Source organism: Streptomyces sp. NPDC048751 (assembly GCF_043198595.1).
GTDB lineage: Bacteria > Actinomycetota > Actinomycetes > Streptomycetales > Streptomycetaceae > Streptomyces.
In genome coordinates this window covers 333,850-351,451 of sequence record NZ_JBICUX010000007.1, presented here as the reverse complement: position 1 = coordinate 351,451, position 17,602 = coordinate 333,850, and the positions used below count along the sequence as shown (strand labels likewise).

At 69.7% G+C, this 17,602-nt stretch carries 14 protein-coding genes, 1 tRNA gene and 1 pseudogene; 11 read left to right on the top strand and 5 right to left on the bottom strand.

Going from position 1 to position 17,602, the window contains the following annotated elements; all coding sequences use genetic code 11:
* Window positions 1-77: 77 nt before the first annotated feature.
* Entirely contained in the window at window positions 78-1,595 is a 1,518-nt protein-coding gene (locus tag ACGFNV_RS24020) for an FAD-dependent monooxygenase (protein ID WP_393625021.1), read from the bottom strand.
* 125 nt (window positions 1,596-1,720) lie between these two features.
* On the opposite strand from ACGFNV_RS24020, the gene ACGFNV_RS24015 reads away from it, so the two are divergent.
* A complete protein-coding gene (locus ACGFNV_RS24015; protein WP_393625020.1) occupies window positions 1,721-2,374 on the top strand; it encodes a TetR/AcrR family transcriptional regulator C-terminal domain-containing protein in 654 nt (217 codons plus the stop codon).
* Between the two features lie 110 nt (window positions 2,375-2,484).
* Here the strand turns inward: ACGFNV_RS24015 and ACGFNV_RS24010 are convergent, their stop codons facing one another.
* Window positions 2,485-3,222, bottom strand: coding sequence for an SDR family oxidoreductase (locus tag ACGFNV_RS24010; RefSeq protein WP_393625019.1), 738 nt, complete (start codon window positions 3,220-3,222; stop codon window positions 2,485-2,487).
* Between the two features lie 93 nt (window positions 3,223-3,315).
* On the opposite strand from ACGFNV_RS24010, the gene ACGFNV_RS24005 reads away from it, so the two are divergent.
* The 7 genes and pseudogenes from ACGFNV_RS24005 to ACGFNV_RS23975 all read left to right on the top strand — a co-directional run bounded on the left by ACGFNV_RS24005 (window position 3,316) and on the right by ACGFNV_RS23975 (window position 12,416).
* Entirely contained in the window at window positions 3,316-4,203 is an 888-nt protein-coding gene (locus ACGFNV_RS24005) for a LysR family transcriptional regulator (protein ID WP_393625018.1), read from the top strand.
* A gap of 1,432 nt (window positions 4,204-5,635) precedes the next feature.
* Window positions 5,636-5,800 (top strand): annotated as a pseudogene (locus ACGFNV_RS24000) (saccharopine dehydrogenase); the annotation flags it as partial.
* Between the two features lie 405 nt (window positions 5,801-6,205).
* Window positions 6,206-6,427 carry a type II toxin-antitoxin system VapB family antitoxin gene (locus tag ACGFNV_RS23995; protein WP_105973854.1) on the top strand — a complete coding sequence of 74 codons (222 nt, stop codon included), beginning with the start codon at window positions 6,206-6,208 and terminating at the stop codon, window positions 6,425-6,427.
* Window positions 6,424-6,834 (top strand): PIN domain-containing protein, encoded by a 411-nt coding sequence (locus ACGFNV_RS23990; RefSeq protein ID WP_393625017.1) that lies wholly within the window; start codon window positions 6,424-6,426, stop codon window positions 6,832-6,834. Before ACGFNV_RS23995 ends, ACGFNV_RS23990 begins: the two co-directional genes overlap by 4 nt.
* Before the next feature lie 471 nt (window positions 6,835-7,305).
* Complete coding sequence (locus tag ACGFNV_RS23985; protein WP_123990613.1) at window positions 7,306-7,950, top strand: RNA polymerase sigma factor; 645 nt, start codon at window positions 7,306-7,308, stop codon at window positions 7,948-7,950.
* On the top strand, window positions 7,947-9,026 hold the full coding sequence (locus ACGFNV_RS23980; RefSeq protein ID WP_393625016.1) for a CU044_5270 family protein: 1,080 nt from the start codon (window positions 7,947-7,949) through the stop codon (window positions 9,024-9,026). Before ACGFNV_RS23985 ends, ACGFNV_RS23980 begins: the two co-directional genes overlap by 4 nt.
* On the top strand, window positions 9,027-12,416 hold the full coding sequence (locus tag ACGFNV_RS23975; protein WP_393625015.1) for a S8 family peptidase: 3,390 nt from the start codon (window positions 9,027-9,029) through the stop codon (window positions 12,414-12,416). It abuts the gene before it with no gap.
* A gap of 762 nt (window positions 12,417-13,178) precedes the next feature.
* Here ACGFNV_RS23975 and ACGFNV_RS23970 read toward each other — a convergent pair.
* Window positions 13,179-13,249 (bottom strand) — tRNA-Gly (locus ACGFNV_RS23970).
* 532 nt (window positions 13,250-13,781) lie between these two features.
* On the opposite strand from ACGFNV_RS23970, the gene dcd reads away from it, so the two are divergent.
* From dcd to ACGFNV_RS23955, 3 genes are all read left to right on the top strand, one after another.
* Entirely contained in the window at window positions 13,782-14,357 is a 576-nt protein-coding gene (dcd, locus tag ACGFNV_RS23965) for a dCTP deaminase (RefSeq protein ID WP_393625014.1), read from the top strand.
* Window positions 14,358-14,359: 2 nt separating this feature from the next.
* A complete protein-coding gene (locus ACGFNV_RS23960) occupies window positions 14,360-14,869 on the top strand; it encodes a phosphoribosyltransferase (RefSeq protein ID WP_393625189.1) in 510 nt (169 codons plus the stop codon).
* A 139-nt stretch (window positions 14,870-15,008) separates the two neighbouring features.
* Entirely contained in the window at window positions 15,009-16,499 is a 1,491-nt protein-coding gene (locus ACGFNV_RS23955) for a helix-turn-helix domain-containing protein (RefSeq protein WP_393625013.1), read from the top strand.
* Window positions 16,500-16,551: 52 nt separating this feature from the next.
* Here the strand turns inward: ACGFNV_RS23955 and ACGFNV_RS23950 are convergent, their stop codons facing one another.
* Window positions 16,552-16,929 (bottom strand): hypothetical protein, encoded by a 378-nt coding sequence (locus ACGFNV_RS23950; RefSeq protein ID WP_393625012.1) that lies wholly within the window; start codon window positions 16,927-16,929, stop codon window positions 16,552-16,554.
* Window positions 16,930-16,997: 68 nt separating this feature from the next.
* Window positions 16,998-17,549 carry a DUF4232 domain-containing protein gene (locus tag ACGFNV_RS23945; protein WP_393625011.1) on the bottom strand — a complete coding sequence of 184 codons (552 nt, stop codon included), beginning with the start codon at window positions 17,547-17,549 and terminating at the stop codon, window positions 16,998-17,000.
* Between the last annotated feature and the right edge of the window lie 53 nt (window positions 17,550-17,602).

Genomic DNA, 17,602 nt, shown 5'->3' with positions numbered 1-17,602 from the left:
AATCCGGCCATCGGCGCTCTCCGGCTCACCGACCACGCGAACATCGCCGCTGGGCTCCGCGAGCTTCCTGCCCCGGTTCAGTCGGCCGTGGCCGGGCCGAACCAGGTGGTGAGGGCGGTCTGAAGGGCGGCGGGGTCGAGGGTGGTGCCGGCGGGTGCGGTCCAGGCGACGTGACCGTCGGGGCGGATGAGGAGCGCGGCGGGGGCGGGGGTCTCGTCCACCGGCCAGACGGGCCAGTGGACGGCCGCGGACCGGGCCTCGACGAGGTCGACGCGATCGGCCCAACTCCGGGCCGCGGCCGCCAGTTCGGTGTCACCGCGGAGGTCGAGCAGCACGGGGCGCGCGGTGCGCAGCAGTTCGAAGACGCGACGGTGGCCGTCGCGGGTCTTCAGATCGATGTCGGGGACCCGCCGGCCGGTCAGCGGGTGGTCGTCGCCCATGGGGTAGCGGAGGTCCAGCGCGGTGATCATGCCGCCCAGGCGCCGGTTGACGTCGTCGTGTTCGATGAGCGAACGGAGTACGTCGCGTAACGCGTCGGTCTGAGGGCCCGGACGTGTCAGCGCCGTCTGCGCCCGGGTGTTGTGCAGCACCCGTTCCGCGACGGGATGCCGCTCGGCGTGGTAGCTGTCCAGCAGCATCTCCGGCGCCCGGCCGTGCACCACCGAGGCGAGTTTCCAGCCGAGGTTGACCGCGTCCTGGACTCCCAGGTTCAGTCCCTGGCCGCCTGCCGGGAAGTGGATGTGCGCCGCGTCGCCCGCCAGCAGCACCCGGCCTTCCCGGTACCGCTCGGCCTGCCGGGCCGCGTCGCCGAACCGGGAGACCCAACGGGGGCTGTGCATACCGAAGTCGGTGCCCGCGATCCCCAGCAGTGACTCCCGCAGCTCCTCGAACGTCACCGGTTCCCTCGGGTCGGCGACACGGCCGTGCTCCGTGGTGATCACCCGGTACCAGCCCGGCTCGAAGGCGAACACCGAGAAGTCACCGCCTGGTCGTCGCTGCATGAAGAGCGATTCGGCGGGCGGATCGGTGAGTTCGACGTCGCCGAGCAGCGCGGTCACTGTCGCCGGGGTACCGGGGAAGCCGATGCCGGCGAGCTTGCGCACCGCGCTGCGCCCGCCGTCGCAGCCGACGAGGTAGCGGGCGCGCAGTGTCGAACGTGAGCCCTCCGGTCCGCCCACTTCGACCTCGACTTCGCTGTCGTGCTGGCGGATCCCGGTCACCTCGGACGACCAGCGCACCCGTACACCGAGCTCGGTGGCCCACTCCTCCAGCAGCCGCTCGACATGGGACTGCAGGAGCACCAGCGACCGGGGGTGCCTGGTCTCGAACCGGTCGAAGTCCAGCCGCAGCCCCGAGAAGTGACCTATCGAGCGCGATACGCCGGCCGCCAGGAAGCGGTCCAGGACGCCCCGCTGGTCCAGCACTTCCATGGTCCGGGCGTGCATCCCGCCGGCCCGCGACTCACCGGTCCGCGCGGCGAGCCGGTCGGCCACCACCACGTCGACCCCCGCCAGCCGCAGCTCGCAGGCGAGCATCAGGCCCGTCGGCCCGGCACCCGCGATCACCACATCCGCGTCCGTCTTCGTGTCGGTCATCTGTGTTTCCCCCTGTTCAGGTCCGGCTTCCAGTCCGCCGCCTCTAACGGCGTTAGGTCTCTAACACCGTTAGAGAGTGCCTCTAACGGTGTTAGGGTGTCAAGCGCCGAGAAGGGGAGAGCGGGATGAAGGTCAACTCAGAGGTGATCGCCCGGACGGCGTTGCGCCTGCTCGACGACGTCGGCCTCGACGGGCTCACCATGCGCCTTGTCGCCGAGAACCTGGGCGTACGAGCCCCCACCCTCTACTGGCACATCAAGAACAAGCAGGAGCTGCTCGACGCCATGGCCACCCTGGTCTACGTCGAGGCGGCCGAGCGGCTGGAGCCACCTCGCGAGGGTTCCCCTTGGGAGGACTGGCTCGCCGACTGGGCCCGCCACCTGCGCCAGGCGATGCTGAGTCACCGGGACGGAGCACGCGTCCTCGCCGGCACCTACGTGAACCACCCGACCGTGCACCGGGCGGTGGAGCTGAACCTGCGAACCCTGCGGGACGCCGGCTTCACCCTCAGCGAGGCGGCACGCGGTTTCCCGGCGGTCCTGCACTACACCATCGGCCACACCATCGAGGAGCAGGCCCACACCAGCACGGCGTACGGCGACGACAACCCCTACGCGCCCGAGCGGCTCGCCGGATCGATCGATGCCGAACGCTTTCCCCTCACCGCCCAGGCGTCGAGCGACCTGCTCGGCATGGACGGCGACATCGGCTTCGAACACGGGCTGCGCCTCCTCGTGCTCGGTCTGCGCGCCGCCAGGGAGGAGCGGGAGCGCGGCTGACCCGGGGCAGGCGCGCCTGCCCCGGGTCCCGGCGCGTCAAGTCCAGTCGCGGCGCTCGAAGAAGAGGTACAGGCCGATCCGGACCAGGGCATGAGCCTCGCCCGATGGGGTCACCAGGGCACGCTCCCGTTGTCGTCGAACAGTTGGCCGGTCGGGCCGTCGTCCGGCAGAGTCGCCAGCCGGATGGCGATCGCCGCGCCCTGCTCGGGGGTCCGGGGCCCGCTGAATCCGTTGAGGTCGGTGGCCACGTAACCGGGGCAGGCGTTGTTGATCAGGATGTTGGTGCCGCTCAGCTCCTTGGCGTACTGGATGGTGACGGCGTTGAGCCAGGTCTTCGTCGGCGCGTAGGCACCGCTGATCCCCCCGAGGTCGACGCCGGGCGTGGTCTGCAGTGTCAGGGAGCCGACATGGCTGGACTGGTTGACGATCCGCGGGTGCGCCGAACGGCGCAGCAACGGCAGCATCGCGTTGGTGACCCTGATGACGCCGATCACGTTGATCTCCATCAGGCGCCGCACGGTCTCGAGGTCGATGGTCGTGGGTTCCTCCGGCCAGCCGCCGGCAACGCCGGCGTTGTTGACGAGTACGTCGAGGCGTCCGGCCCGCTCCTCGATCAGCTGGACCGCGGCGGTCACGCTCCCGCCGTCGGTCACGTCCAGGGGCACGCCGAACGCGTCGGCACCAGCAGCACGCAACTTCGCCACGGCGTCCTCCCGGCGCTGTTCGTCGCGGGCGCCGACACCGACACTCCAGCCCCGCGCACCCAGTCCTGCCGCGATCTCGTACCCGATTCCCTTGTTCGCGCCAGTGACCAGCGCGATCGTCTTTTCGCTCACGACAGCGAGCATGCTCCCGCTGCGGCCGGGCACCAACACTGTCTCGGTAGTGCCGCGATACCCGAGCGATATCGATCGACCGTCTGCCGTCATTAGCCTGGGCTCATGGACATACGCGAGCTGCGGTACTTCGTCGCCGTCGCCGAGGAACTGCATTTCGGCAAGGCCGCCCAGCGCCTTGGGATAGCTCAGCCGCCCCTGTCCCGCACGATCACCCAGCTCGAACGGCGGCTCGGAATCGCACTGCTGGAACGCAACAGCCGCAAGGTCACGCTCACCAAGGCCGGAGCCGTGCTGGTGGCCGAAGGACGCTCCATCCTCAGCGCATTGACCGCGGCTGAGCGGCGTACCCGAGAGGCCGCGACAGAACACCCCAGCCTCGTCCTCGCCGCCAAATCCGGCACCGTCGGCGAGCTGCTGACGAAACTGCTCGACGCCTACGCCGCGGAACCCGGCGCGGTCACCGTCGATCTGTTGCTCTGCGAGGCACACCAACACCAGCGACTACTGCAGGAGGGGCAAGCCGACGTGGCTCTGCTGCACCTGCCCTTCGACTCAGCAGCCGGGCTCGACACCGAACCCCTGTACACCGAGGAACAGGTCGCGATCCTCCCGGCCTCTCACCCGCTCGCCAGCCGTTCCCAGGTCCGGCTGGCCGACGTCGCCACACTGCCAGAGCTCCCTATGGCCCGCTGGCCCGCTCCCGGCGGCGGCTACCCGGATGGACCGGGCGCAGAGGTACGGAGCCTGACACAGCTCTTCCAGCTGATCGCGCTCGGCCGTACCACCGCGGTCATTCCCGAGTCGGCCGGCACCGACCTGCGCCGGGACCTCGCCGCTGTGCCGGTCCTGGACGCTCCGCCCGTGACAACAGTGATCGCCTGGCCGACGCTCAGCCGCCTTCGTACCCTTGCGGACCTGATCCGCGTCGCAACACGTCTTTCTCGGACGGAAATGACGGCCACCCAACGACAGCCCCGATCAAACAACTGACGACTCAACGCTCCTGCACAGCCGTGAGATTGTGCTCCTGCGCTACGGCATCCAACTGGCCCAGGCCTGACAGTGGTGGTTCCAGGGTGGGTATGTACCCCTGAGACGTCTCAGGGGTGGGGGGCCATGTGAGTGGGATCGTTGGACAATTACCCACGCTGTTGGGAGTTGTAGTCGGTGGCGTGATGTCCTATCTCGTTGGGGCGCTCACCGAGCGAAGCCGTTGGCGCAGGCAGCAGGAGACCCGTTGGGACGGCCATCTCCTCCAGGCGTACAGCGAGTACAGCCACTCGGTGAAGGAGTGCGCCACTCGGTACCAGCGGCTTGCTGCCTACCGCGGTCTCGTTGATCACCCGGCACCCCTTCAGCCGACGGATGCGGAACTGGAGCAGGCAGCGACAGTAGAAGGTCGGCGAGCGGCCTCAGTTGAGGCCTTGAGCCTCCTGGCCAACGCCGAGACTGCGGTAGCGGTGCAGAGGCTCAACAGGTGCGTCTGGCACCTTGAGTGGCTCGCGCGTGGGCAGCTGGCTGGCAACCCGCCCTCTTGGGCAGAGGCCTTTAGTGGCTACCGAGCTGCGCGGGCCGAGTTCCATGATTGCGCTCGGCGGAGCCTGCGGATATCCGAGCTGGGGACCGTGCAGGAGGCTCCGTGGCCTCCGCCCTGGCGGCCGGTTCGCGAACCTTCTGATCCGTAGCTCTGAAGAGATGGGTCATTGGCGGTCATACAGGCGGCGTGGTGGGTCGCTGGCGGTGGCTGGGGTTGTTGCCGGGTGCGATGTGGTCAGCTACCGCTGCGATCGCTGTGCGCATACGTGGACTCGGCCGGTCGAGCATGATCTGGACGTCCACGACGTCGTCAGGGTAGACCTCCCCAACGCCACGCTCTTCGGCAGCATCTGGCAGGTGGAAGGCGACCGCGTCCAGGTCCGCGGTACGGGCGGTGACTGACTGCTGTGGGTGGAGCGCTGGAGAGTCACCACCTACTGAACGTTTTCCGTGCCCGTGCCCGTGCCCGTGCCCAACGGCCCCGGCTTGGGAATCATGAGGCCTGGCGCCGCGGGACACGCAATGAATCACCGCCGCACGCCGAGAATACGCGCACGCTTTCCAACTGTGGTGGTGCCTTGCTTGGCCACGTACAGGGCCTTGCACCTGCGTTCATGGGCGGCTGGTCGTGGGAGCGGATACCGCTTTCGGTCTCACCTGAACGGCCGTGAACGGCGCTGAATGAGAAGGAAACTGAGACGGCCTGCGGGGTCGGCTCGGTAGCACCTGTTGAAGGAGGGGAGACACATGGCGTTGGTCCGCAAGGGATCACGACGGATCGTTGTCGGCGGCACGGCCTACCGCTGGCGGCTGCGGAACAGGCCGACGTACTTCCCGGCGCTGGCCTGGTCACCGTGCACGTTCGCGGTCGAGCATGCGGACACCTTTCCTCGTTGACGTCGTCGTACGCTCCGGCGGCACCGAACGGCGCGCTGTGGCAAGCGGCCGGGACATCTACGCCGTCAGCGCACCGCTCGCGGTGGAGGCGGTCCACCGCATCCTCACCGGCCAGACCCGCACGGTCGGAGTCGCCTCCGCTGGCGAGATCTAGCACCCATGACAACACGCAAGCCCCAGGCTGTTGACCTGGGGCTCAGAGAAGAGCGGGTGACGAGAATCGAACTCGCGCTCTCAGCTTGGGAGGCGACGGCGCTTGGGTGGGCGCTTGAGCCCTGACCTGCGCAGATGCCCTACTTTCGGGGGGCGTGAGGGTCGGATCGCACCGCTATTGACCATGGTTGTCCGCCCTTATGTGCACGCTGCGGGCACGGCGCCACCAGTAGCCGGGCCATCCGTGCACGCGACACTTGTACCGATCGGACCACATTGCCTCCAGGGCTGATCTGGAATGTCCGTCGTGAATGCACATGTAGGGAGCAGACACTCTGCCATGGACCCGCAGATGTTGGTGACGTATCTTTCTATGTACATCACCAACATTCTGAGGAGGTGGCGCATGTCAGTGACCCAGATCGACATCGATGACGATGCCCTGGAACGGGCCATGGCGCTGTCCAAGGTCAGGACCAAGAAGGAGGCGGTCAATCTCGCTCTGCGCTTCTACGCCGAGCAGCAGGAGCGCGCGGCGCGCATCAGCCGTCACTTCGAGCGTGCGCGCGAATGGGGTGCCGTCGAGGACGCCGAGCGTCTGCACAGGGCGGAGAAGCACAGCAGGTGATCTACTTGCTCGACACGTCCGGCCTGGTCCGGCTGCTCCGGGACCCAGAACTGCAACTGGCCTGGTACGACGCGATCGACGCCGGGGCCATCGCATCCTGTTACGTGCAGCGAGCCGAGTTCCTGTACAGCGCCCGGAACGGCCGCGAGTACGACGAGATCGCGGAGATGTTCACTGACCTCTATCCCGACGCCGCGGTGCCGAAGAACGCGGGGCGTTGGATCAGCGCGGTGCAGCACCGTATGGCCCAGGCGGGGGAGCATCGCAGCGCCTCGGCGGTGGACCTCGTCATCGCCGCCACCGCAGCCCACCACGGCCTCGCTGTCCTCCACGACGATGCCGACTACCGGGCCATTGCCCGGCACGCATCCGACCTGCTCGAGCACAACGTCCACGACATCGCCTGAGGTGCTGTTCCCCACAGGTTGTGGAGGGGAACTCGCGTAGGCCGCCCACAGGGACCCCTGAAGTGTCACTTGACGTGCATGGCGCGCCTGGCAATGGCCTGCCGTCATCGGTACGCCGGAGTTCGTCCGCGTAGACGCCGCTGATGACGGTGCCCCTGTCCATGACGTCCAAGCCCTTGGACCGGACGCGGACCTCGTCACCCGGACCTTCCGACGCGACGACGTTTGTCGTGTGATGAGCTCGCGCGTGCCCGTCCGGCAGCTCAGGACGGAGACGATCGCGTCCAGCTCTACGACCGGACCGAAGCCGAAGGCACTTCCGTCCCGTACCGCGTCCTCGGTGAGCACCTCACCCGAGGCGGCCCAGCTCGCGCGAGTCCGCGTCTTCTCCCGGTCGCCGCCCCGGTGACCTGTGCGACGGCTGTGACGTGTCTCACCGGAACTCGCCCGCACCGACCGTCAGTTCAAGACGTGACCACAGATATGCGAACCCGGGTGCGAAACGGAGATCCGGACGCCTTCGCGGAACTCTTCGACGCGTGCGCCCGCGCGGTGTACAACCACGCCTTCCGGCTGACCGCCGACTGGTCGCTGGCCGAGGACGTGATGTCGACGACCTTCATGGAGGCGTGGCGGCGCCGGGCCTCGGTCGAGGCCGAAGGTGGCTCGCTGCGGCCGTGGCTGCTGGGCATCGCCACCAACGTCGCCCGCTCCCACCACCGCAGCAACCGCCGCTACCGCAACGCGGCGAGCGCCGCGGCCGCCGCGCACGCCGCCGAGGAACGGGTCGAGGACCACGCCGAGGAGACCGCCGGACGCCTGGACGACCGGCGCCGTATCAACGCCACGCTCGCCGCCCTCAGCCTGCTCAAGCGCCCCGAGCGCGAGGTTCTGACGCTGTGTCTGTGGGAGGGGATGGAGTACGCCGAGGCGGCTCGTGCCCTGGGTATCCCGGTCGGCACCGTCCGCTCCCGCCTCTCCCGCGCCCGCGCCAAGCTGCGCAAGCTCGCCGACGCGCAACTGCTCGGAGAAAAACGGGAACCCACCCGCACGAACCGGCAGATAACAGGTGATCGCGGATACGCGGTCCGGTCCGCACAGGAAGGAAACCGATGAACGCCAGCCCCTCCCACCGGCCCCACCCGGCCGAGTGGACGGAGACGCAGAGTCTGCTGCCCTCCGCCGAGCGGGATCTGCCGGCGGGCCGCCACCAGTTCCACAAGGAGCAGATGATGGCCCGGATCCACGAAGACCTCCGCACCCCCTCCCGCACGTCCGGTACTTCTCCGGTCGCGCCCGTGAAGCGCTCCAACCCGTTCCTGCGCCGTACGATCCTCCTGCCCGCCGCGGCCTTCGCCCTGGCCGGCGCGGTCGTGGGCGGCCTCGCCCTCACCGGCGGCGGAACCGACGGCGGCAAGACCGCCCTGGCCACCGGCCCCGCACTGACCACCAGCATCGGCGTCGCCGACCCCAAGGGCGCCCCCCAGCTCCTCGAACGCATCTCCCTGGCCGCCGCCGACACCTCCGCCCCCACCCCGCACAAGGGCCAGTACATCTACATCGCCTCGAAGGTGGCCGGCACCCACATCAAGACCGTCGGCGACAAGAGCGAGGTGGTCAGCGACGAGCTGCACTCCCGCCAGGTCTGGAACTCCCTCGACGGCAAGGACGGCTGGCTGATCGAGGCCGGTGAGACCAGCGACAAGGGCATCACCCTGAAGAGCGACGTCCCGTTCAGCGGCGCCTACAACGCCCTGGCCGCGCTGCCGACCGACCCCGACGCGCTGCTGCAGCGGATCTACCGTGCCTCGGACGCCAACCGGGATCCCGAAGTCCCGCGCGACCAGGCCGCCTTCGTCGCGATCGGCGATCTGCTGTTCGAGAGCTACCCGCCTGCCGAGGTCGGCGCCGCCCTCTACAAGGCCGCGGCCAAGATCCCCGGAGTCGTCTCGGTGGACGACGCGGTCGACGCCACGGGTCGGCACGGGGTCGCGATCGCGCGGGAGAACGACGGCGAGCGCACCGAGTGGATCTTCGACAAGAAGACGCTGCGGTTCCTCGGTGAGCGCATCGTGGTGGTCAAGGCCAGGGCGGGCGATCCCCTCAAGGTCGGTACCGTCACGGGCACCAGCGCGATCACCGAGCGCGCGGTCGTCGACGCCGCCAAGCAGGTCCCCGGGCAGGTGAGCTGAATGCGCGACAGAACCACGAGCGCCTCGCTGGCCGCCCTGCTGGTGGCGGGGCTGATGACGGGAGTCTCCGTGGCGGCCACGGGCTCCGGCCTCGGCTTACGGACGCAGGACACCGCCACCGCCGCGGCGCCCGGCGGCTCCGCCCTCGGCGCGCGGACCGCCGGCTCCGCCTCCGCGACCGGCCGGTACGCCACCCTCCTCACCGGCGACCGGGTCCTGCTGGACGCCCGGGGCCGGGTTACGGGCGTACGGCGGGCACCGGGCCGTGAGCACGTCCCGGTGTCCGTGCGCGGCGTCGGGGGCGATCAGTACGTCGTTCCCGCCGACGCCGCCGCCCTGATCGGCCAAGGCGTCCTGGACATGCGGCTGTTCGACGTCAGCGGCCTGATACGCGCCGGCTACGACGACACCCGGCGCGGCACGCTCCCGCTGATCGTGTCGTACGAGGGCAAGTCCGCCCAGCGCAGGAGCACACAGAAGTCGCTGGTCGCGGACGCGGACGCCACCGTGCGCCGGGAGCTGCGCAGCGTCGCGGGCGCCGCGATCACCGTGCCCAAGGCCGGGGCCGACGACATGTGGCAGGCCCTCACCGAGGAGCAGGGAGTCGCGCGGGTCTGGCTGGACGGCCGGTTCAAGGCGCCGGCGGACGAAGACGGCGCGAAGGCCGGGGAGGCGGGCGGCGGCGTCGCGCAGATCGGCGCCCCGGCCGCCTGGGCGGCCGGATACGACGGCAAGGGCGTCAAGGTCGCCGTCCTGGACACCGGCGTCGACACCACACACCCGGACCTCGCCTCGGCGGTGAAGGCCTCGAAGAACTTCACCGGCACCGGCAGCACTGACGACATGGCGGGCCACGGCACCCATGTGGCCGCGACGCTGGCGGGCTCCGGCGCACGGTCCGGCGGCCGGTACAAGGGCGTCGCGCCCGGTGCCGGGATCCTCAACGCCAAGGTGCTGGACGACAGCGGCGAGGGCAGCGACTCCAGCGTCATCGCCGGCCTGGAGTGGGCCGCCGGGCAGGGTGCCAAGGTGGCCAACCTCAGCCTGGGCCAGGACGACACCCCGGGGGAGGACCCGGTCGAGGCGGCGGTGAACGCCCTCTCGAAGAGCACCGGCATGCTCACCGTCGCCGCGGCCGGCAACGAGGGCCCCGACGCGGGAACCGTCGGCTCCCCGGGGTCCGCGGAGTCGGCGCTCACCGTGGGCGCCGTCGACGGCGAGGACCGGCTGGCCGACTTCTCCAGCACCGGCCCGACCGCCGACAGCGCGCTGAAACCGGACCTCACGGCGCCGGGCGTGGACATCGTCTCGGCGAGGGCGGCGCACGGCCACATGGGCGACCCGGCCGCCGACGGCTATGTCTCCATGTCCGGTACGTCGATGGCGACGCCGCATGTCGCGGGGGCGGCCGCGATCCTCGCCCAGCGGCACCCCGACTGGACCGGCGCACGGATCAAGCAGGCGCTCACCGCGTCCACCACCCCGACCACCGGCGCGACCGGCTACCAGCAGGGGACGGGCCGGCTCGACGTGTCCCGGGCACTGGAGGGGGCGGTGGCGAGCGAACAGACGTCCGTGTCCTTCGGCAAGCAGCGGTGGCCCCACACCGACGATCGGCCGGTCACCCAGCACATCACCTACCGCAACGACGGCGACCACCCCGTCACCCTGGACCTGACGGCCACGGCGACCGGCCCAGGAGGCAGCGCGTCCCCCGAGGGCATGTTCACGCTGAGCACCACTCAGCTCACCGTCCCGGCGGGCGGCACCGCCGACGTCGATCTCACCGCGGACACCCGCGTCGAGGCGGCGGACGGCGCCTACTCGGGCACGCTGGTCGCCACCGCGCGGAACGGCGCCGACCCCGCGGCCGCCGACCCCGCTGCCGTACGGACCGCCTTCGGCGTCGTACGCGAGGCCGAGGCATACGACCTCACCCTGAAGTTCCTCGACCGCGGCGGCAAGCCCGTGAGCGCTCCGCTGACCGAGATCCTCGGGTACTCGGGCACGTACTGGACCACGAACCTCGCGGACTACGAGCAGACCTCCAAGGGCGTGTACCGGGTGCGGGTCCCGCGCGGCGACTACGTCGTGGACACCGTGTTGGACGACGCCGGGGGCACCTCCGCGCTGGTCCGGCCGCGGCTCTCGCTGATCGGGGACACCACGGTCGTCTTCGACGCGCGCAAGGCGAAGCCGGTCCGGATCACCGCGCCGCAGGGCGCGAAGATGTCCGACGGCCAGCTCAACCTCGCCGTGGGCACCGGAGACACCGGGAGCGAACCGCACAACAGCACCCTGTTCTGGGGAACGTTCAAGAACCTGCGCACCGCGACCCTGGGACCGACCGCCCCTCCCGGGAGGCTCAGCACGCAGCTCGGCGGCCTGTGGCAGAAGGGCAGCACCACCTACCACCTGCTCCACAACCTGCCCGACCGCTTCCCCACCGGCTATCGGCACACCACGCGCATGAACGAACTGGCCCTGCTGAAGCGGAACTTCGGCTCGTCCGTCGCGCACCGCAAGGGCATCGTCAACGTCCTGTGGAGCGGCCCCACCCTGTCGCTGGGCACGGTGAGCGACCCCTTCCCGCTGCCGACGACCGCGAAGATCTACGTCACCACGCCCAAGGGCTTCAAGTGGACGGCCAACCTGGGCCAGCGAAACGCCTCCGGAGACGACGAGGACGTCTTCTACGGCACGGAGGGCGCGAAGTCGTACCGGGCGGGCCGGACCTACACGGACACGTACAACGTCGGCGTCTTCAGTCCGACGACCGGCGGCCGGTACGGCGCGCGGCGCGACGGCGACACCCTCGACCTGTGCGTCCCCGATCTCGCCGACGGGGCTGGGCATCCCGCCTCCTCCGTCGCCGAACGGCACACGACGGTCACCGCGGACGGCAGCACCCTGCTCGACAACGACGGCGACCTCTGCCAGACCGTGGAGAAGCTCCCGTCCGCCCCTGCCCGCTACACGATCCGAACGAACCTGACCCGCCCGACGAGCGTGGCCACGACCACGAGCCGCCTGACGGCGGCCTGGACCCTCACGTCCGGACCGTCCGACTCCGGCTCCCTCCCCCTCTCCACGGTCCGCTTCCACCCGAAGCTGACCCCGGCCGGCACGGCCCCCGCAGGCCGCCGTACCACGATCCCGCTCTCCCTCCAGGGCCCGGCGGCCACCCACCTGAAGTCCCTGACGGTGAAGGTCTCTTACGACGCCGGCAAGACCTGGTCCCCCACCCGGGTGACCACCGCCAACGGCACGAGGACCCTCACCCTGACCCACCCGGCAAACGCCCGCTCGGTCTCCCTCGAATCCACCTTGACCGACACGACCGGCAGCACATACGCGGTGACGATTCTGAAGGCATACCTCCTGAGCTGACGCGGGGTGGCCGAGGCGTTGCGGAGTGCGCGGCGCGCGCCTGAGGGGGCTCCGCCGCCCGGTGGGGAAGTTTTCCGAACAGGTAGCCGGATGTTCCCGCGCGATGTGACCCAGCTCGGCCGCCAACGGCACCGGCCCCAGCCACTTGCTTGCGGGGGGCGGCGGACAGTGGTGGCGGCCTGGAGAGCCGCTGTCCCGTCTGCGTACGACAAACGCCCCCGTCAGCGCCGCGATGTACACGAGGCCGAACGCTGAATTGGCGGCGCCCGGTGGACGCGATCGTACTGCTGTGGACCGGGGTTTCCCGGCCTGCAGCGCGCACTGTGAGGACCCCGCCAGGCTGGAACGGCTGGGGCTGGGGGCACCCCTTGATCACCGAAGCTCGGGCGCCATGGGCCGCCGGCCGTGGTGCGGGGGGACCAGGCGGGGTGGCCACTGCGGCTCCGTTCATCACCAAGGCGCACTGGGACACCAGGCGCGACGGGCTTTGGGAGGATTTCGCAAGGGGCTTGTGCACCGCTCACGACGAAGCCGCGCAGGACGGGCATCCACCGTCGTCAAGGAACAGCGGGCTGAGGGCTCGCCTCCGGCTCGTCTACGTGAAAGTGCAGGTCAGCGTCATGCTGCGATGCGATGGAGGCGCCTTCGAAAGGCGCGCGTGCCCTCTGCGTGCCCCATCTCGGGGTGCAGGAGCACGCGCAAACGCAGCAACGGCTCCCCAACGAAACAAGCCCCAGGCCGCTGACCTGGGGCTTCGATAAGAGCGGGTGACGAGAATCGAACTCGCGCTCTCAGCTTGGGAAGCTGATGTTCTACCATTAAACTACACCCGCGTAAGACGCTGGCCGGAGCCGGTGCCTGATCGCTCGGTCACTGTACCTCATGGCAGACCCCCGGTGCTGGAACCCGTGGGGTCTGAGTGCGTTTGAGGGGTGGGATCCGGGTACACGGGGCCGGAGTTGGGGCGTACCGTGGAGGCGCTGGGGAGGGTCCGGAGTGGACGGAGTGCCGCCTGGAGGGTCGTCCTGATCGTCCCGTAATGTGGCGCTTCGTCGTCAGGGCATCCCAGCCAGACGCGGCTCTTTGGGGAAGGGACTCTAGGACTTGATGGAGCGCACCGTCGTCCGCTGTGCCGATGGGCACGTGTTCAGCACCGCTTCGTTCCCGATGCAGCAGGCCGAGCGACTCGGTCCCGGACGGCTCGTCCGGTGTCCTCGCTGTGCCCGGCTTCGCAGTGCGGTGCCGGTGACCCTGCAGAAGCGGTAGGAATACCCGCAGGAGCGGTAGGAATACGCAGAGAAACGGCCTGGCGCGCGAAGTCGTCCTGATTGTGGCGGCTCCGCGCGCCTTGCGTATCCTCGGGGCGTGCTTCTCTCAGACAAGGACATCCGGGCCGAGATCGACTCCGGGCGGGTACGGATCGATCCCTACGACGAATCGATGGTGCAGCCGTCGAGCATCGATGTGCGGCTCGACCGCTACTTCCGGGTGTTCGAGAATCACCGCTACCCCCACATCGACCCCTCCGTCGAGCAGGTCGATCTGACGCGGCTCGTGGAGCCCGAGGGCGATGAGCCGTTCATTCTCCATCCCGGGGAGTTCGTCCTCGCCTCCACCTACGAGGTCATCACCCTCCCCGACGACCTCGCCTCGCGGCTCGAGGGCAAGTCCTCCCTCGGCCGGCTCGGGCTCGTCACCCACTCCACCGCCGGGTTCATCGACCCGGGGTTCTCGGGGCACGTCACCCTCGAGCTGTCCAATCTCGCGACGCTCCCCATCAAGCTCTGGCCGGGGATGAAGATCGGCCAGCTGTGCATGTTCCGCCTGAGCTCGCCGGCCGAGCACCCCTACGGCAGTGAGCGCTACGGCTCCCGCTACCAGGGCCAGCGCGGGCCGACCGCCTCCCGTTCCTACCTGAACTTCCACCGGACCCAGGTGTGAGCGTGGGCCCGGGCCGGGAGAACCTCAGCTACGAGCAGTTCGGCACCGCCGTGCGGGAGCTCGCGCAGACCATCGCCGACGACGGGTACGAGCCCGACGTCGTGCTCAGCATCGCCCGCGGCGGCGTCTTCGTCGCGGGCGGTCTGGCGTACGCCCTGGACTGCAAGAACATCCATCTCGTGAACGTGCAGTTCTACACCGGCGTCGGTACGACCCTCGAGATGCCCGTCATGCTTGCGCCGGTCCCCGACGTCATCGACTTCTCCGACAAGAAGGTCCTGATCACCGACGACGTCGCCGACACCGGCAAGACGCTCAAGCTGGTGCGCGACTTCTGCCTCGACACGGTCGCCGAGGTGCGCAGCGCGGTCATCTATGAGAAGTCCCACTCGCTCGTGAAGTGCGAGTACGTCTGGAAGCGCACCGACGAGTGGATCAACTTCCCGTGGAGCGTCCTGCCCGTGGTACGGAAGTCGGGGGAGCCGATCACGCCGTCCGGCGAGGCACTCTGACCGCCGGCCTCACGCGCTCGTCCTGAGCGGGTGGAACCATCCCAGCCGTATTGACGTGCAGGTATGGGGAGTCCCCGGGATGCCGTCCCGAAACGGGACGGGCCGCACAGGCCGACGGATGGATGCGGGTACGGACCACATGGCTGCAATGCACGATGACGTGGCGGAGTTCGCGTTACTGCTGACGCGTCTGAAGGAGCGCACAGACCGCAGCTACGCGGCGCTGGGCCGCCGTCTGAGCATGAATGCCTCCACGCTGCACCGCTACTGCGCCGGTGACGCGGTTCCCCTGAACTTCACCGACATCGAGCGGTTCGCCGCGCTCTGCGGAGCCTCCCCCGAGGACCGCGTGGAGCTGCACCGCCGATGGGTCCTGGCAGTCGCGGCACGGCAACGATCACGCCCCTCCCCTGCCCGGCGGGCACCGACGCCCCACGGCAGGACGAGCACCGCGGCACCGACCGCAGCCGCGAGCCACAGCAGTTCTTCGGACGGGGCATCCAAGAGCCCTTCGGACGAGGCACCCGAGAGCCCGTCGGACGCACCTGAGCCGACCTCGCCGACCGACCCGCGTCCGGCGCAGACTTCGCCGACCGACCCGCGTCCGGCGCTGCCCTCGCTGCCCTCGCCGGCCGACCGGCGTCCCCACGCCACGCGCCCCCGAAGACGGCCCCTGAGATGGACAGCGCTGGCCGCCTCGCTCGCCGTAGCGCTCGCCGGTCTCACCGCGTCCGCTGCCGGACGCCAGTCCGGTGGTGTCGAGTCGTCGGCCTCCCCCCGCACCACTCCGAAAACCTCAGCGCCGGCCACGCACAGCGGCGGCAGCCCGCGATCCGCTGCCGGGCCCCGGTCCGGTGGCGGTGAGACCTCGGACTCCGCCCGCCCCACACCGACACCCTCAGCGCCGGCCCCACACAGCGGGGACAGCCCGCTCCGGAAGGACCGGTCGGATGCCGGCACGGCCCCGCCGTCGTCCCCGCTCACCTGGACGGCCGACTCCCAGCTCTGGCAGAGCGAATGCGCTCATGACTACGTCATAGCCAAGCCGCCGGAGCAGGTCCCGCCGCCCCCGACCCCGGCGGACGCCGCGGTGTGGGCCGCGTCGCAGCAGGCGGTGCACGGGGGCACCACCGACCTGCGGATCTCGGTGCAGGGACGCGGCTCGGCCGCCGTCGTTCTGCAGGCACTGCATGTGCGCCTGGTCAACCGCACCACGCCCGCGGTCCGCCGGGGCATCGCGTACTCCATGTACGAAGGCTGCGGCGCCATCCTCGTCCCCCGCCACTTCTCCGTGAACCTCGACGCGCGCCGGCCCCTGGCCCGTTCGAAGCCCGGCGACGACGCGGGCAAACCGATCGCCGCGGTCGACTTCCCCTACCAGGTGTCCCTGCGGGAGCCGGAGGTCCTGCTGGTCACCGCGCACACCGAGTCCTGCACCTGCGACTGGTACCTCGACCTCGACTGGTCCTCGGAGGGCCGGAGCGGAACGGTCCGCGTCGACGATCACGGTCGCCCGTTCCGCACCACCAGCATCAAGGGGCTACCGCACTACTGGTACCGCCACCCCGCCGGCTGGGTCCCCATGACCACCGTCTACGACGAGGAAGGAACCGAGCAAGGAACCGAGTAAGAAAGCGGCGAAACCGGCGGCTGACGAGGCAACAGGCCGCAGGCGCAGCGGTTCAGCACTTGGAACTGCTGGAGATCCTGATTCCGTTGACCTTGTAGGAGTTGGCGAACACGGTCTGGGTGTTCGGTCCGAGGCAGATCGAACCCCCGCCCTGGAGCCGCAGGTACACCACGTCGTCGTTCCGGGTGTTCAGGACCCCGTAGTGCGGCCGGGGCGTGACCGCCTGATAGTCGCTGGTGACGTCCCGGTACTTCGAGAGCGGAGTGCCCGCGATCAAGGCGTCGCCGTCCACGTAGAAGCAGACGTAGGGGTAGGGGCAGCCTTGCGTGGGGGCCTCCGCGTGAGCCGCGGATGCGCCGGTCATGGACATGGCCGCAACGGCCACGCCCACCCCCGCGAAGCGTGCGGCCTTCTGGATGACGGACTTCATCGAATCTCCCATGGTTGGTCAGGTGTTGTGGTGGTCGGCCGCCGGGGAGCGGCCTCGCCCGGAGTCCGTCACTTGGACATGATGAAGTCCAGGGCCAAACCGGAGGCAGTCGTCCAGTAGGTGACGAGCTGACCGTCGTCCGCGTACAACGTGTCGGCCGGCATGGGGACATCGATCGGCTTGCCCGCGGTGCTGCCGGGCTTTCGACCCTGCAGGCCGAGGGTGATGCTCTTCGCCTCGTACTCGTCCCGGGCGCCGCCGCTGACGAGCAGAGCGGCGTATGCCTCCCTGCCCGGTGCGAGGGTGACGGGCACCCCCGGGTCCGGGTCGCTCTCCTTGATCACGGGGACCGTGGTCCGGGCGTCGGCACCGAGCCGCACGAGGGGGTAGCGGTAGAGGATGCACGCCTTTTCGCCGGCGTTCTGGACGGTGAGGAGAAGGTGCCTGGCGTCCCTGCTGTTCACGGGCTCCTTCACGGCGGACACCTCGAGGACCTTCTGGGAGCAGGCCTCCGTCTTCGGCACGGTGGCGGAGGCCTGCACCGACACCCCGCACCCGAGAGCCAGGACGAGACCCGCGGCCACGGCCACACGGCGGCCCGCGAGGGACTTCATCTTCATCTGCGTGTTTCCTTCTCTGATCGTTGAGCGCCCGCACCCACATGGCGCACCCA